This is a genomic window from Rhizobium bangladeshense (genome assembly GCF_017357245.1).
Taxonomy (GTDB): Bacteria; Pseudomonadota; Alphaproteobacteria; order Rhizobiales; family Rhizobiaceae; genus Rhizobium; species Rhizobium bangladeshense.
In genome coordinates this window covers 4,138,391-4,152,742 of record NZ_CP071612.1, presented here as the reverse complement: position 1 = coordinate 4,152,742, position 14,352 = coordinate 4,138,391, and the positions used below count along the sequence as shown (strand labels likewise).

Annotated in this window: 18 protein-coding genes; 14 read left to right on the top strand and 4 right to left on the bottom strand. The window is 60.2% G+C overall.

The window, feature by feature from the left end:
- The first annotated feature begins 11 nt into the window (after positions 1–11).
- The gene (locus J2J98_RS20030; protein WP_064708007.1) at positions 12–656 is read left to right on the top strand and encodes an arylesterase; all 645 of its coding nucleotides are present in this window, start codon (positions 12–14) and stop codon (positions 654–656) included.
- Between the two features lie 68 nt (positions 657–724).
- Positions 725–1,318, top strand: a complete 594-nt coding sequence (gene thpR, locus J2J98_RS20025; protein WP_207601931.1) for an RNA 2',3'-cyclic phosphodiesterase — start codon at positions 725–727, stop codon at positions 1,316–1,318.
- On the opposite strand, the gene J2J98_RS20020 is transcribed toward thpR, so the two are convergent.
- Complete coding sequence (locus J2J98_RS20020; RefSeq protein WP_207601930.1) at positions 1,225–1,725, bottom strand: low molecular weight protein-tyrosine-phosphatase; 501 nt, start codon at positions 1,723–1,725, stop codon at positions 1,225–1,227. The two genes, thpR and J2J98_RS20020, sit on opposite strands and share 94 nt — an antisense overlap.
- Before the next feature lie 35 nt (positions 1,726–1,760).
- Here J2J98_RS20020 and J2J98_RS20015 point away from each other — a divergent pair, with 35 nt between their 5' ends.
- Complete coding sequence (locus J2J98_RS20015) at positions 1,761–2,066, top strand: 4a-hydroxytetrahydrobiopterin dehydratase (RefSeq protein WP_207601929.1); 306 nt, start codon at positions 1,761–1,763, stop codon at positions 2,064–2,066.
- A 50-nt stretch (positions 2,067–2,116) separates the two neighbouring features.
- Entirely contained in the window at positions 2,117–2,509 is a 393-nt protein-coding gene (locus J2J98_RS20010; protein ID WP_064708004.1) for a YkvA family protein, read from the top strand.
- Positions 2,510–2,511: 2 nt separating this feature from the next.
- Here J2J98_RS20010 and J2J98_RS20005 read toward each other — a convergent pair whose 3' ends face one another.
- Positions 2,512–3,066 (bottom strand): sigma-70 family RNA polymerase sigma factor, encoded by a 555-nt coding sequence (locus tag J2J98_RS20005; protein WP_064708003.1) that lies wholly within the window; start codon positions 3,064–3,066, stop codon positions 2,512–2,514.
- 335 nt (positions 3,067–3,401) lie between these two features.
- Here J2J98_RS20005 and J2J98_RS20000 point away from each other — a divergent pair, with 335 nt between their 5' ends.
- The 5 genes from J2J98_RS20000 to J2J98_RS19980 all read left to right on the top strand — a co-directional run bounded on the left by J2J98_RS20000 (position 3,402) and on the right by J2J98_RS19980 (position 8,229).
- The gene (locus tag J2J98_RS20000; RefSeq protein WP_064708002.1) at positions 3,402–3,911 is read left to right on the top strand and encodes an invasion associated locus B family protein; all 510 of its coding nucleotides are present in this window, start codon (positions 3,402–3,404) and stop codon (positions 3,909–3,911) included.
- 251 nt (positions 3,912–4,162) lie between these two features.
- The gene (gene rlmN, locus J2J98_RS19995) at positions 4,163–5,392 is read left to right on the top strand and encodes a dual-specificity RNA methyltransferase RlmN (RefSeq protein ID WP_207601928.1); all 1,230 of its coding nucleotides are present in this window, start codon (positions 4,163–4,165) and stop codon (positions 5,390–5,392) included.
- Between the two features lie 93 nt (positions 5,393–5,485).
- Positions 5,486–6,439, top strand: a complete 954-nt coding sequence (locus tag J2J98_RS19990; RefSeq protein ID WP_207601927.1) for an ABC transporter substrate-binding protein — start codon at positions 5,486–5,488, stop codon at positions 6,437–6,439.
- A 120-nt stretch (positions 6,440–6,559) separates the two neighbouring features.
- Positions 6,560–7,438 (top strand): ABC transporter permease, encoded by an 879-nt coding sequence (locus tag J2J98_RS19985; RefSeq protein ID WP_207601926.1) that lies wholly within the window; start codon positions 6,560–6,562, stop codon positions 7,436–7,438.
- Positions 7,435–8,229, top strand: a complete 795-nt coding sequence (locus tag J2J98_RS19980) for an ABC transporter ATP-binding protein (RefSeq protein WP_064712543.1) — start codon at positions 7,435–7,437, stop codon at positions 8,227–8,229. The genes J2J98_RS19985 and J2J98_RS19980 overlap by 4 nt, the downstream gene beginning before the upstream one ends.
- Positions 8,230–8,289: 60 nt before the next feature.
- Here J2J98_RS19980 and J2J98_RS19975 read toward each other — a convergent pair whose 3' ends face one another.
- Together J2J98_RS19975 and J2J98_RS19970 are read right to left on the bottom strand one after the other, a co-directional pair.
- Positions 8,290–8,931 (bottom strand): LysE family translocator, encoded by a 642-nt coding sequence (locus tag J2J98_RS19975; RefSeq protein ID WP_207601925.1) that lies wholly within the window; start codon positions 8,929–8,931, stop codon positions 8,290–8,292.
- A gap of 182 nt (positions 8,932–9,113) precedes the next feature.
- The gene (locus J2J98_RS19970; RefSeq protein ID WP_207601924.1) at positions 9,114–9,965 is read right to left on the bottom strand and encodes an SDR family NAD(P)-dependent oxidoreductase; all 852 of its coding nucleotides are present in this window, start codon (positions 9,963–9,965) and stop codon (positions 9,114–9,116) included.
- Positions 9,966–10,144: 179 nt separating this feature from the next.
- Between J2J98_RS19970 and J2J98_RS19965 the strand changes: the two genes are divergently transcribed.
- From J2J98_RS19965 to J2J98_RS19945, 5 genes are all read left to right on the top strand, one after another.
- Entirely contained in the window at positions 10,145–11,368 is a 1,224-nt protein-coding gene (locus J2J98_RS19965) for an argininosuccinate synthase (protein ID WP_138396359.1), read from the top strand.
- A gap of 190 nt (positions 11,369–11,558) precedes the next feature.
- A complete protein-coding gene (locus J2J98_RS19960; protein ID WP_207601923.1) occupies positions 11,559–12,035 on the top strand; it encodes an NUDIX hydrolase in 477 nt (158 codons plus the stop codon).
- 287 nt (positions 12,036–12,322) lie between these two features.
- On the top strand, positions 12,323–12,925 hold the full coding sequence (locus tag J2J98_RS19955) for a TetR/AcrR family transcriptional regulator (protein WP_207601922.1): 603 nt from the start codon (positions 12,323–12,325) through the stop codon (positions 12,923–12,925).
- A 41-nt stretch (positions 12,926–12,966) separates the two neighbouring features.
- Positions 12,967–13,428 carry a cupin domain-containing protein gene (locus J2J98_RS19950; RefSeq protein ID WP_246569383.1) on the top strand — a complete coding sequence of 154 codons (462 nt, stop codon included), beginning with the start codon at positions 12,967–12,969 and terminating at the stop codon, positions 13,426–13,428.
- Positions 13,429–13,682: 254 nt separating this feature from the next.
- A complete protein-coding gene (locus J2J98_RS19945; RefSeq protein ID WP_064707995.1) occupies positions 13,683–14,324 on the top strand; it encodes a LysE family translocator in 642 nt (213 codons plus the stop codon).
- Positions 14,325–14,352 lie beyond the last annotated feature (28 nt).

The window sequence follows — 14,352 nt, the reverse complement described above, 5'->3', positions numbered from 1 at the left end:
GGGAAAGCAGGATGAGATTTAAAGTTGCCGCCCTTCAATTCACCGTCATTGCCGTCTCGCTAATCTTTGCCGCCAGCGCAAATGCGCGGACGATCAATCTCGTCGGATTCGGGGACAGCCTGATGGCAGGCTATCAGCTGCCGCCCGGCGACGGCTTTCCCGAAAAGCTGCAGGCGGCCTTGAAGGGGAAGGGGTTCGACGTCGCTATCGCCAATGCGGGCGTCTCAGGCGATACGACGACTGGCGGCCTCGCCCGCATAGACTGGTCGGTGCCTGACGGCACAGATGGCGTCATCCTGGAGCTCGGCGCCAACGATGCGCTGCGGGGCATTCCGCCCGAAGAAAGCGAGAAGAATCTCGACCAGATGATAACGCGGCTGAAGGAACGCGGCATTGCGGTGCTCCTCGTCGGCATGATGGCACCGCCCAATATGGGCGCGGATTATGCCGCACGCTTCAATCCGATTTATCGGAAACTTTCGGAGAAACACGGAGTTCGGCTTTATGCATTCTTCCTTGATGGCGTGGTGCTCGATGCAGGGCTCAAACTCAGCGACGGCATGCATCCGAATGCGAAGGGTGTCGACGTCATGGTCGAAAAGATGGAAGCCGATGTCACAAATTTCGTCGAAGCGATTTCTTCTGTGAAGAAATAGGGGCTTGCGCGGCTCTTGATTGCGTGATTCCGTGTGAGCACCTGCAAAAGATTCGGGGAGTGCTCGTTATGCCGAGACTGTTTACCGCCCTCGAAGTTCCGCGCAATGCTGCAATGAGCCTTTCATTGCTGCGCGGTGGCCTCCCCGGAGCACGATGGATCGATGTGGAAAATTACCACATCACGCTACGCTTCATCGGTGATGTCGACGGTCGCACGGCCGATGAAATCGTTGAACGCCTTGACCGGATCGACCGGCCGGAATTCCAGTTTCGGCTCGAAGGCGTTGGCTCCTTCGGCTCGAAGAAACCGCATTCGGTCTGGGCCGGGGTTTCACAATCGCCCGAAATGTACGCCCTGCAGGCCGAGATAGAACGCATCTGCCAGCGCATCGGCCTGCCGCCGGATCCGCGCAAATTCACGCCGCATGTGACGCTGGCACGGCTCAAATCCTCGCGGCTCGACGACGTCGTGCAATATCTGACTGGACGCGGCAACTTCCACACCGCGACCTTCACGGCACCGCGTTTCGTGCTGCTTTCATCGCGCGAATCGGTCGGCGGCGGCCCCTATCTCACCGAAGAAGTGTTCCCGCTGCACGAGGGGCGCTCGGCGCCCAGCGTTCCCAGCAGGCTGCTGCAACCGGTCAAGAGCCTGGTATAGACCAGCTCGAAACCGTCTGGTCCGCCATAATAGGGATCGGGGATATTCTCTCCCGTTCCAAGCGCGGTATCGCCGAAAAGACCGATGTTCGCTCCGTCAGGCGCGATCCTCCCGAGCGCTGCCATGTTATCGCGGTCCATAGCCAGGATCAGACCGAAATCCCTGAAATCCTGCGGCTGGATGCGGCGGGCGCGTTGTCCCGAGATGTCGATGCCGTGGCTCCTCGCGATGGCGACTGAACGCCAGTCGGGCGGCTCGCCGTCATGCCAGCCGCCGGTGCCGGCGGAACCGATCGTGAAACAGCCGTTCAGGCCCGCCTCGGCGACGAGATGGCTAAATATTCCCTCCGCCAGCGGAGAACGGCATATATTGCCCATGCAAACGAAGAGGATGCTGATGCGTTTCATCGGTAGGCCTGTCGGATAGATGAGAGGAGCATGGCATGAAATGGGAAAAACTGGAACGGGCCGCTGCCGAGGCGCAATTGGCTGATCTCAAGGGCTGGGCGCTCAATGACGCGGCTTCGTCGATATCGAAAAGCTTCAAGTTTTCCAACTTCATCGAGGCTTTCGGCTTCATGACGGAAGCAGCAATCACGGCGGAGAAGCTCAACCACCATCCAGAGTGGTTCAACGTCTACTCCAAGGTGGAGGTAACGCTGAACACGCATGACGCCGGCGGACTGACGGAACTCGATTTCAAGCTCGCCAAGGCCATGGAGAAGGCGGCGGCCCGGCGTCTTGTTTAAAAGCTGAAGCGCCATCACCATATGCTTGCATGGACGAAAGGATGTGAGGGATGGACGACGTCAAATTCGGAGAAATCCTATTGCCGGGAGACGAGGACACGCAAAGCCGCCGGGAGAAGACCGTCCGGCAGAAATTCTGGCCGACCTTCCGTCGGGCGGTGCGGCAGGTTCCGTTTTCGCGCGATGTCGTCGCCGGTTTCTACTGCGCGCTCGATCCGCAGACACCGACGAAGGTGCGTGGCGTGCTGCTGGCAGCGCTCGCCTATTTCGTCATGCCCGTCGACATGATCCCTGACATTTTCGCTCTCGTCGGCTTTTCCGACGATATCGCAGTGCTCTCAGCCGCCTTCGCCATGGTGCGCGGCAACATCCGGCCGAGCCATTACGAGGCGGCCGACCGCGTTCTCGCCGACGGACCTGAGGAAGCGATGAAGACGATCTAGATTCATTCCTGCTCCAGCATCTTGCGAAGCTTGCCGAAAGCCAGCCGGATGCGCGATTTCACCGTGCCGAGGGGCAGCCCGGCCGCTTCTGCGATCTCCGAATGCGATTGGCCGAGAAAGAAGGCGGCGCGGAGCATTTCGCGCTGTTCCTCCGGCAATTGTTCGACTGCGGCGCGTATCTTGGCGTCGCGGTCATCATTGGCGACCATTTCGTCTGCGGCGATCTCGGCCGGCGGCAGCAGGGCCGGGTCGGTTTCGTCGAAAATGCGGGTGCTGGTGCGGCGCCTGAGGTCGATGCGGCGGTTGCGGGCAATGCGAAAGAGCCAGGTCGAAAGAGAAGACCGCGTGGAATCGTAGAGATAGGCTTTATGCCAGAGCACGATCATGATCTCCTGGACCAGCTCTTCGGCCTCGCTCGATGTCATCTTCTGGCGCATCAGCCAGGTCTTCATGCGCGGAGCGAAGTAATCGAACAGGATAGAAAAGGCCTGGTGGTCGCGATTATCTGCGACGGCCTTTGCGAGGGCAGCAAAACGCTGTCTTTCCTCGGCATCCATGTCGTCTCACCAGCCCCCTGCGGCGAAAATTTCGTCCCGGATTTCCAAAGCCTTAATGAGGTACAACGGAATTTTGAAAGGTCAAACTCTTGCCTGAATCTTTGTGTCTTAAATTCAGCCGAACGGCCGGCCGGTGCCATCGGCGCACGGCATCGCAGCCGATTTCAGCAAGGGGCAAAAGTGATAGTCGAGCTGAAATGACACAGGCACATACAAATCGCAGCTATTGTTGACCATTTGGTAACCTGAATTAAGTCAAAATAAAGCAGATCGTGATTATGCGCTGCCCGCTATGATCGCTTCGGGCCTTGAATCGCAAGAACCGGCAGGAATCCATGTTTGTAAGAAGTATCGTATCCGCCCTCGCCCTCACCCTGACAATGGCCGGAGTGGCGGCAGCGCAGCAGGCCGCGCCGACCCGCATTCAGCAGTTCCAGGCATGGGGCGCCTATTCCTACAAGTCGGGCAACAGCACCGTGTGCTACGTGCTGTCCGTTCCAACGGCCAAGCAGCCGGCAAGCGTCGACCACGGTGACAACTTCTTCATCGTCTCGCAGCGCCCGGGCCAGAACATCTCCTATGAACCGCAGGCGATGATGGGTTATACGGTGAAGGAAAATTCGAAGATCAACGTCGTTATCGACAACAAGACCTTCGTGATGTTCACCAAGGACAAAGCCGGCTGGGTCGAGAACGCTGCTCAAGAGCCGGCGCTCGTCGCGGCGATGAAGACCGGCCGTTCGATGACTGTGAGTGCCGTTTCGCGGAAGGGCACCGGCACCTCCTACAGCTACTCGCTGTCGGGCATCTCAGCTGCGCTGAAACAGATCGAAACCTGCAAATAAAAGGGTTTGGTGGATAAAGTTCCAAAAGGCCGGCCCTTGCGCCGGCCTTTGTTATTTTCCATCTATGGTGACGCGCGGGTAAAATGATGCTAAAGCCCGCGCAACAGCGGACAGATCGCGATACATCAGTCGCCGTTCCGCCATTCAATTTCTGCCAATGTGCCGCCACGCGCCTCAAGTCTTCCGGCTTACTCCTGAAGTCTGCGGGGCTTGAGGGGCGGTTTACGTGTTCGAACTCGGGATCAAAAGCTATGTCCGTCATGGATGCGATCGTTGTCACCAAGCCGCAGGCCGCGCGCGCCTCTTCCGGCGGCGAGAAGCCTTCCTTGATCGGGCTGTCGCGCGAAGAGATGGCGGCAGCACTCCGGCAAAAGGGCGTGGCCGAGAAGCAGATCAAGATGCGCGTCTCGCAGCTCTGGAACTGGATCTATGTGCGCGGCGTTTCTGATTTCGATCATATGACGAATGTCGCCAAGGACATGCGTGAAATGCTCAAACAGCATTTCACCATCGAACGTCCCGAGATCGTCGAAGAGCAGGTTTCCAACGACGGCACGCGCAAATGGCTGCTGCGCTTTCCGCCACGTGGCGCAGGCCGCCCCGTCGAGGTCGAGACGGTCTATATTCCGGAAGAAGGGCGCGGAACGCTCTGCATTTCCAGCCAGGTAGGCTGTTCTCTCACCTGTTCCTTCTGTCACACGGGGACGCAGCGCCTGGTGCGCAACCTGACGGCCGAAGAAATCCTCTCACAGCTTCTGCTCGCCCGCGACCGGCTCGGCGACTTTCCCGACCGTCATGTGCCGGTCGGCGCCATGGTGCCTTCGGAAGGCCGCAAGGTCAGCAATATCGTGATGATGGGCATGGGCGAGCCGCTCTATAATTTCGAGAGCGTCAAGCAGGCGTTGCTGATCGCTACGGATGGCGACGGCCTGTCGCTGTCCAAGCGACGGGTGACGCTTTCCACCTCGGGCGTCGTGCCTGAAATCTTCCGTACTGGCGAGGAGATCGGCGTTATGCTGGCGATCTCGCTGCATGCGGTGCGCGATGACCTGCGCGACATCCTCGTGCCGATCAACAAGAAGTACCCCTTGAAGGAGCTGATCGACGCCTGCCGCGACTATCCCGGTCTTTCCAACGCCCGGCGCATCACCTTCGAATATGTGATGCTGAAGGACGTCAACGACAGCCTGGAGGACGCAAAGGGGCTGATCAAGCTCCTGAAGGGCGTGCCGGCGAAGATCAACCTCATTCCGTTCAATCCCTGGCCCGGCACCAATTACCAGTGTTCCGACTTGGAGCAGATCGAGAAGTTCGCCGATTTCATCAACTCGGCGGGTTATGCCTCGCCGATCCGCACTCCGCGCGGGCGCGACATTCTTGCCGCCTGCGGCCAGCTGAAATCGGAGTCCGAACGCATGCGCAAGACCGAGCGGCTGGCTTTCGAGGCGATGATGATCGCCAATCACGGTGCCGACGACTGATCAGCAAGTTTGATCCTCGCTACAATTCTCCTGGATTGATTTAAGCATGCGCTTTTCCTAATAGTGCCGCCAAAATCATTCAGGAGGACACCCATGCGCCCGATTCTGCTCGCACTTGCCGCCACTTTGGCGCTTTCCCTTCCCGCCAGGGCCGATAATGTGACCGTTGCCGTGACGGCGATCGTCGAGCATCCCGCGCTCGATGCCACACGCAAAGGCGTTCTTGATGTGCTGACGGCGGCCGGCTACAAAGAAGGCGAGAATCTGAAATTCGTGTTCGAATCGGCGCAGGGCAATCCGGCGACGGCAGCCCAGATCGCCCGCCAGTTCGCCGGTGACGAACCCAATGTGATCGTGCCAATTTCGACACCCTCGGCGCAGGCTGTCGTGTCGGCGACGCGCGACATCCCTGTCGTCTTTACGGCCGTCTCCGATCCGCTCGGCGCCCAGCTTGTCAAGAACATGGAAAAGCCCGGCGGCAATGTCACCGGCCTTTCCGACATGTCGCCGGTCGCCGAACACCTGGCGCTGATCAAGGAAATCGTTCCGAACGCTAAAACGATCGGCTATCTCTACAACTCAGGCGAAGCAAATTCCGTTTCGCTGCTCGCCGTGCTGAAGGCTGACGCCGAGAAAGCGGGCCTGACGGTTGTGGAATCGGCCGCCACCAAGTCGGCCGAGGTCCAGGGTGCTGCGCGCGCCCTCGTCGGCCGCGCCGATGCGATTTACATCCCGACCGACAACACGATCATCTCCGCGCTCGAAGGCGCCGTCGCAGTTGCCGAAGAGAGCAAACTGCCACTCTTCACCGCCGATACGGATTCGGTTTCGCGCGGTTCGATCGCCGCCCTCGGCTTCAATTATTACGACGTCGGCAAGCAGACGGGCGAGATCGTCGTTCGCGTGCTGAAGGGCGAAAACCCGGGCGAAATCGCGGTCAAGACCGCTGCCGGCAGCGACCTGGTCGTCAACAAGGCGGCTGCTGCCAAGATGGGCGTCACCCTGCCTCAGAGCGTGCTGTCGCGCGCCAACAAAGTCATCGAATAAACAGCCATCGTTTCTTCGAGCAATCACATTCAGCCGCTCCCGTTTGCACGGGGGCGGCTGTAGTATTACAAGGCTCCGGTTTCGCGACGGGCGGAACGGAAACAAAAGGGGCTGAAAGCCTTGAGCCAAATCGCATTCTGGGGGGCCGTCGAGCTCGGTCTGGTCTTTTCCTTCGTCGCTCTCGGCGTCTATCTCGCCTTCCGCGTCCTCGATTTTCCCGATCTGACGGTGGACGGTTCCTTTCCGCTCGGCGCTGCGGTCACCGCGGTGCTGATCATCGCCGGCGTCAATGCCTGGCTTGCAGCCCTGATCGCCATGGCGGCAGGCGCGGCTGCAGGCATGGTGACGGCGCTTCTCAATGTGCGCTTCAAGATCCTCAACCTGCTCGCTTCGATCCTGACGATGATCGCGCTGTTTTCTGTCAACCTCAGAGTCATGGGAAAACCCAACGTCGCACTCATCAACGCCGACACGATGATCAGCCCGTTCTTCGGTCACGGCCTGCGTGATTTCTACGTGCGGCCGCTCTTCGTCGGCGTTCTTGTTATCGTCGCGCTGATTCTGGTCTGGCGCTTCCTGGAAAGCGATGCCGGGCTTGCCATGCGCGCAACCGGCGCTAATGCGCGCATGGCCCGCGCCCAGGGCGTCGACACCAGCCGGCAGATTTATCTCGGCATGGCGATCTCGAACGCGCTGGTGGCGTTCGGCGGCGCCTTGTTTGCCCAGACCAACGGCTTTGCCGACGTCACTTCGGGTGTCGGCACGATCGTCGTCGGGCTTGCGGCGGTCATCATCGGCGAAACGTTGCTGGGCCGGCGCGGTCTCTTGATCGCGCTCATTGGCTGTGTGTTTGGTTCGATCCTCTATCGCATCGCGATTCAGCTGGCACTGTCGAGCGACGTCATCGGCCTGCAGGCCTCCGACCTCAATTTCGTAACCGCGGTTCTCGTGACCTTCGCGCTCATTCTTCCCCGTCTTCGCCGAGGTGCCGCATCGTGATCAGCGTCAAGGACATCAAGGTCGTCTTCGGACGCGGCACGCCGCTGCAGAAGCAGGCGCTGAACGGCGTCAGCCTGACCATTGAACAAGGCTCCTTCGTCACCGTCATCGGCTCCAACGGCGCCGGCAAATCGACGCTGCTCGGCGTGCTTGCCGGTGACGTCCTGCCGAGCGAAGGACAGGTGCTGATCGGCAAGAGCGACGTGACGCGCAAATCGACGGCGGCGCGCGCGGGCCTGGTTGCGCGCGTCTTCCAGGATCCGCTGACGGGCAGCTGCGGCTCGCTGTCGATCGAGGAGAATCTTGCTCTGGCTGCACGGCGCGGCGAGAAGCGCGGGCTTGCGCCGGCGCTCGGTGGTAACAGGCGCGGCTATTTCAGAGAGCGGATCGCCGAGCTCAACCTAGGGCTGGAAAATCGGTTGAAGGACCGCATGGACCTGCTCTCGGGCGGGCAGCGGCAGGCCGTGTCGCTCGTCATGGCGACACTTGCCGGGTCCGAAGTGCTTCTGCTCGATGAACATACGGCGGCCCTTGATCCTGGCATGGCCGAGTTCGTGATGAACCTCACGCAGAAGATTGTTGCCGAGCGCAAGCTGACGACGATGATGGTAACGCATTCGATGCGCCAGGCGCTGGACTACGGTCACCGCACGATTATGCTGCATGGCGGCGAGATCGTTCTCGACGTGGCAGGCGAGAACAGGAAGAACCTGCAGGTCGAGGATCTGATCGCTATGTTCCGCAAGATGCGCGGCCAGACGCTCGATGACGATGCTTTGCTGATTGGCTGAGCCGAACCGCGGGCTGACCGGTAGCGCCGACAGCGGGCTGACCGGCAAGCCGACGGCGGCCTATCTTGCCTGGGTCAGCAGGATCTTGGCGGCGAAGATCGAGAAGACGCCGGCAAAGGTGTAGTCCATGCCGCGCAGAACCTTCTTGTTGTTCTGCAGCCAGGACGCCAGCCAGTCGGCGGCAAAGACGACTGCGGCATTGACGGGCATGCCGATCAGGATGAAGCAAAAGCCGAGAAACAGCAGTTTCTGCGTCACGGAGGGATCGCCGGCGCTGACGAATTGCGGCAGGAAGGTCATGAAGAAGATGATGACCTTCGGGTTAAGGAGATTGACCCAAAAGCCGGATGAGATGTTGGCAAGTGCGGTGCCCTTCTGCGTCTCGAGCTTGGCGACGGTGAGTTTCGAGCCGAAGCGGATCGCCTGCACCGCGAGCCAGAGCAGATAGGCGGCGCCGCCGGTCTTGAGGACCAGGAATGCGGTCGGCGAGGCGGTGATCAGCGCCGAGATGCCGAAGGCGACAAGCATGGTGTGGACGACAATGCCGAGGCTGGTGCCGACGACGACGAAAAGAGCCGCCTTCTTGCCCTGGGCGAGCGCGCGGCTGATCGAGAGCGTCATGTCAGGGCCTGGGGTCGCCGCGAGCAGCAGCGTCGCGGCAGCAAAGGCGAGAAGGGTGGGCAGGCTCGGCAGAAAATCCATGGCACACTCTGAAAGCCGGAAGTCTGGTGATCTCTTACCCGGCTTGGAGAAAATTACCAATCAAACCTTCTAATGCACGTCGCATTAAACTTGATTCATGCGACGCGCATTGGCCGTCTATTGCGGATGCCGTTATGCCGGAACCGCCATACGCCTCCGGGGCGGCACGCATCCGCCACCGATTACTTCTGTTCGAGGAAAGCCTTGAACTTCTCGGCATAATCCTTGTGCCAGCGCGACAGCGGCGGGCGGTTCTCGACGATATCGCCGGCCGCCCAGAGCATGCGGCGTTCGTCCACCGCGCGGGTCACGTCATTGTCGGGGCAGAGGATGTAGAAATCGCCGCGTTCGAGACTCTCGACCATGAAATCGACGGTCTGTTCCGGTGTCCAGGCGCCAGCCGGCTTTTCCGCGCGGTCACCCTTGGTGAGGCCGGTGAAGACGAAGCCGGGGATCAGCAGATGCGCGGAGATCTTCGACCCTTGGGTATTGCGTAGCTCGTGCTCGAGCGCTTCGGTAAAGACTTTCACGCCAGCCTTGGAGATGTTGTAGGCGGGGCTGCCCGGCGGCGTGGTAATGCCCTGCTTGGAGCCGGTGTTGATGATCAGGCCGGGCTCACCGTGGGACAGCATCTTGGGGCCGAAGACGCGGGTGCCGTTGACGACACCCATCAGGTTGACGGCGAAGATATGGTCCCAACTCGCTTGCGAACTGAAGATCGAGGTTTCCGGTCCGATACCGGCATTGTTCATCAGCACGTGCACGCGGCCGAAACGCTGGAGTACGGCGCGTTCGAGCGCCTCCAGGGAGTCCCGGCTGGCGACGTCGGTCTCGACCGCCATTACATCCTCTTCGCCGGCAATGGCTTTGAGCTCCTCGGCGGCATTGGCCAGCCGATCGCCGCCGAGATCGGCGATGACGACGCTCATGCCGCATCCGGCAAAATACTTCGCCGCCGCAAGCCCGATGCCGGAGGCGCCGCCGGTGATGACGGCAACATTGGACTTCTTGAAAATATCTTGAATATTGGTCACGGGGAAAGCCCCTCCTCGAGCGTTGTTCGCACGCAGCCGAATATGGGCGCCGCTTTCGCACTGTCAAACGCTATCGGCGCCATGCGCCGTCGCACTTGCCCTTGCGTCACGCGCCAATCTCGCTAAAAGTGCCGCGACACCGGGTTTTCGCCGGCCTTTATGCAACGGACCTCATCACCATGGCATCATACAAAGACGTGAAGAAAGTCGTGCTCGCCTATTCCGGCGGCCTCGACACCTCGATCATCCTGAAGTGGCTGCAGACGGAACTCGGCGCCGAAGTCGTCACCTTCACCGCCGATCTCGGCCAGGGCGAGGAGCTGGAGCCGGCGCGCAAAAAGGCCGAAATGCTCGGCATCAAGGAGATCTACATCGAGGACGTCCGCGAAGAATTCGTGCGGGATTTCGTCTTCCCGATGTTCCGCGCCAATGCCGTCTACGAGGGCGTCTATCTGCTCGGCACCTCGATTGCCCGGCCGCTGATCTCCAAGCATCTGATCGACATCGCCCGCAAGACCGGCGCGGATGCGATCGCTCATGGCGCGACCGGCAAGGGCAACGACCAGGTCCGCTTCGAGCTCTCAGCCTATGCCCTGAACCCGGACATCAAGATCATCGCGCCGTGGCGCGACTGGGCGTTCAAGAGCCGCACGGAGCTGCTCGCCTTTGCCGAACAGCACCAGATCCCGGTTGCCAAGGACAAGAAGGGCGAGGCTCCCTTCTCCGTCGACGCCAACCTGTTGCACTCCTCCTCCGAGGGCAAGGTTCTCGAAGACCCGGCGCAGGAGGCTCCCGAGTATGTGCATATGCGCACGATTTCGCCGGAGGCCGCGCCCGACAAGGCGACCACCATCAAGGTTGGCTTCCGCAAGGGTGATGCCGTCTCGATCAATGGCGTCGAGATGTCGCCGGCGACCTTGCTGGCCACACTCAACACCTATGGCCGCGACAACGGCATCGGCCGTCTCGATCTCGTCGAGAACCGCTTTGTCGGCATGAAGTCGCGTGGCGTCTACGAAACGCCGGGCGGCACGATCCTGCTCTCGGCCCATCGCGCCATTGAGTCCATCACGCTTGACCGGGGTGCTGCCCATCTCAAGGACGAGATCATGCCGCGCTACGCAGAACTCATCTATTACGGCTTCTGGTTCTCGCCGGAGCGCGAGATGCTGCAGGCGCTGATCGACAAGAGCCAGGAGCATGTCGAAGGCGAAGTGACGCTGAAGCTCTACAAGGGCAATGTCATGGTCATCGGCCGCGAAAGCGAAAAGTCCCTTTATTCCGATAAGCTCGTCACTTTCGAGGACGATCAGGGCGCCTATGACCAGAAGGACGCGGCCGGCTTCATCAAGCTCAATGCGCTGCGCCTGCGCACGCTCGGCAAGCGGAACCTCGCGAAGTAATCGCGAGTTTTCTTGGACTCGATACGAGCCCGCCGGCATTTTTGCCGTGCGGGCTTTTTCGTGGAATGAGGTAGCAAGCGCCACTAACACTTGGAGCTGTCAGGATGACCGAGTGAGGAGCGGACGGCGTTGAGTAATCTCCTATTGTGCCGCCTGACAACGCAAAGATCACTTTCGAGGAAAAGGGCGAATGGGCGAAATTCCAATCCGTTGTTTTGCTGTATCGGTCGTAGTCATCCGCCAACGAACGGCCGGACATGAGGTGCTGCTTTTACGCCGAAATCACACCTTGATTGGCGAGTGGTGCCAGGTTGCCGGCGGCATCGAGGACGGTGAGAAGGCCTGGGAAACTGCGTTACGAGAGGTCCATGAAGAGACAGGCCTGATCTGCGACTCTCTCTATTCCGCCGATATCTGCGAGCAATTTTATGAGGCTGATCGCAATGCTATCAGCATGCTGCCGGTCTTCGTCGGCGTTGTGGATGCCGAACAGACAGTTTTTCTCAACGATGAGCACAGCGAACTTCAGTGGGTATCATTCGCACAGGCTATGGAGATGGTGCCGTTCGCCGGGCAGCGCCATGTTCTAAAACACGTAGAGGCAGAATTCGTGAATCGGGAGCCCAATGGACATCTTCTCATCCATGAGATGTCGCGGAAAATTTAAACTTCTGCGAAGCCTGTGCCCGGTTTGAGACGTAAGCCACCGGCGCGGCAAGGGCAACGACCAAGTTCGCTTCGAGCTCTCCGCCTATGCCCTGCCCCGCCTTCTCGTTAGACGCCATCCTGCTGCACTCTTCTTCCGAGGACAAAGGTTCTGGAAGATCCGGCGCCGCCATTTGCCTGCGTCCGGGCGTTGCCGATACCCTCTCCGCGACGGTCAACGACCCCAGTTGACATGATCGCAAAATTGCGTCACTATAAGTGACATCAATACTTCATTAGAGACATAAAATGTCCCAACAGTCGCCCACACGAAAGTACAACTCTCCCTTACGGGAGTCGCAGGCCCAGGAAACACGAGAGCGCATCCTGCGCGCCACCTCAGACCTTCTCAACGGCAATGTCTTCGCGGACATATCCATGGACGATGTAGCGCGGTCTGCCGGGGTGGAGAGGCGAACCGTGTTCCGGCATTTTGCAACGAAGGAAGCGCTGTTCGACGCGTTCTGGGTCTACATTAACCAAAGTATGGATGCGGCGACCCTTCCTACGACCCTGGAGGAGCTTCTTCGCTCGCCGCTCGCCGCCTTTCCCCAGTTCGACAAGAACGAAGGTATCATTCGCGCCAGCCTTCATACGCCGACGGGTCACGCCATGCGGATGCGGACGGTCAAGGCACGACGCACCGCGTTCCAGACGTGCCTTGAACAGGCCAATCTGGATGTAAATTCCATGAGCGCCCGCAAGATCGAAGCGCTCTTCCACCTTCTCTACAGCGCCAGCGCCTGGGAAACGCTTAAGGACTACGGCGGATTGACAGGGAAGGACGCGGGACAGGTCGCCTCCTGGGCGATGCAGACGCTGTTGAAGGCTGCCGAGGCCGACGAGAACTGATCACACACATGCCGGCGAGAGCCGGCTCGACGATGGAGACGATGATGAATCAAGCATTCAAGACACGAGATACCGCGGACGCCCTTTGGGTCGTTCGCGACAAGGTGCAGTTCATGGGCGAAGTGCCGGAGAAGGGCTTGTCCATTCTGGAGGTGACCGTGCCTCCCGGTTCCGGTACGCCACCGCACAAGCACCAATCCGTCGAGATATTCCGGGTCCTGAGCGGCGAGATCACTTTCACTGTGTTCGACAGCGTGCCTCCCTCGCAAATGGTCGCGGGGCCGGGCGACGTTCTCATCCTGCGTTCCTTCCAGCCGCACAATTATGCCAATACCGGAAGCCTCCCGGCCCAGATGATCGCCGTCGTGGAAGACTCTATGAACCACTTCTTCCGCGACGTCGGCCAGAGCGAGGTACCGCCAGACGGTCCCCCTTCGGCGGAGGAAATCGGCGCGGTATTGGCGGCGTGCCAGAGGCACGGAATTGAGATCCTGGGCACATGATGGGTGGCCAGGCGAACGGCACATCCCTTGCCTCCCAATCGACAACGAGCCATCGCGGAAGCCCCGGACGCGGCGGCGGGATCGAGCCCGGCCGACGCCAACCGGAAGGTGATGACAACGTGCAGATTGCGATTGGAGCAGTTCAGCCTTTTACAGAGCGCAGAATCGCTCCAACAATTTCATGGCAGTGTAATCGCCCTTGACGGATGCCTGCCATCGCTTAGTCTGCTGCGATCATTCTCCGGAGCATGTCCATGACGCAGTCCCTGCTCTTCGGCGCCTTCCTGGCGGCGCTGTTCTATGTGCTCATTCCAGGGCCTGCATTTCTGCAGTTGCTCGGCATCGGCGCCGGGCAGGGACGCAAGGCCGGTGCCTTGTTCATGATGGGGCATCTGGTCGGGGATCTCATCTGGTCGTCGCTGGCGCTGATTGCGATCGTCGGGGCAAAGACGATCGGAACCTTCGTCTTCGATCTGCTTGGGCTCGCCTGCGGCTTCTACCTCGCCTGGATCGGCTGGAGCGCCGTCAACGCCAAGGCGAAAGCGGATGGGCAGGCGCTTGTGGTGGTCGAGCGGCCGTTCCGGCGTGGCTTGATTTTCGGCGTCACCAACCCGAAGGGTTATCCGGTGGCGCTTGCCACATTCACAGCGCTGGTCGCAGGCTCGGCCGGCGCGCTCGATTTCGAGGCGCTGCCGGTGCTTCTCGTTGTGTCCTTCCTGGGTTTCGTGACCGCCGACGTCATCCTGATCGGCGTCATTGGTGCGGGGGCAGTTCGCCGCTTCTATCGCGCACATGAGCGGCTGATCGTGCGCTCATCCGGCGTGCTGTTCATGGGCTTTGCCGCCCAGGCTCTATGGCATGCAACGCCCGGCCTCATCGGCTGGCGCAAGGCTTGACGCGCGTCGGTCCATGCCAGGCGCTTCA